The 608-nt window shown below is 53.0% G+C and carries 1 protein-coding gene; it reads right to left on the bottom strand.

Features of this window, described 5'->3' with window-relative positions; genetic code table 11:
• The coding region (locus tag RFW85_RS00020; protein WP_309170986.1) for an Ig-like domain-containing protein at window positions 1–608 on the bottom strand (608 nt) is incomplete at both ends.

Raw genomic sequence — 608 nt, 5'->3', positions numbered from 1 at the left:
TCCGGTGTGAACACCGCTGTCCAGGTGATGTTGTCAGTCGTAGTCAGGCCTGTCAATGTACCGCCTACAACCGTGATGTCGCTTGCATCAAAGCCTGCTACCGCCTCACTGAACGTGAAGCTAATGTTCGCTGTTTCACCTGCCGCAAGTGCAAGGTCATCTGCGCTAATCGCTAGGCTTGGTGCTGTCGCATCAACAGTCACTGTACCGGTTACTGGTGTTGAAACGTTGCCTGCTAGATCTGTTGCAGTCACGCTCACTGTATGTGGACCGTCTGCCAACACTGGAAGTGTATTGTCTGCAAGCGTCCAGGTACCGTCACCATTGTTAGTCGCTGGATAATCCACACCATCCACAGTCACCACCACAGTCGCAGTAGGATCATCGATCATACCGGTCAATGCAGGCGTTGTATCGTTCGTCGATACATCTGGGAAAGTCACCACCGGTGCAACAAGGTCAACGATAAAGCCGTCTGTACCGTCAAGTACATCGCCTGTACCCAAGTTGCCCAAGACATCTGTGTAGCTACCATCAGCCACCGCAATGCTTGGTGCTGTGCCTGTACCGTCCGGTGTGAACACCGCTGTCCAGGTGATGTTGTCAGT

The sequence above is a fragment of the Acinetobacter sp. 12966 genome, assembly GCF_031196995.1.
GTDB classification, from domain to species: domain Bacteria; phylum Pseudomonadota; class Gammaproteobacteria; order Pseudomonadales; family Moraxellaceae; genus Acinetobacter; species Acinetobacter geminorum.
This window is presented reverse-complemented; position numbering and strand designations above follow the sequence as displayed.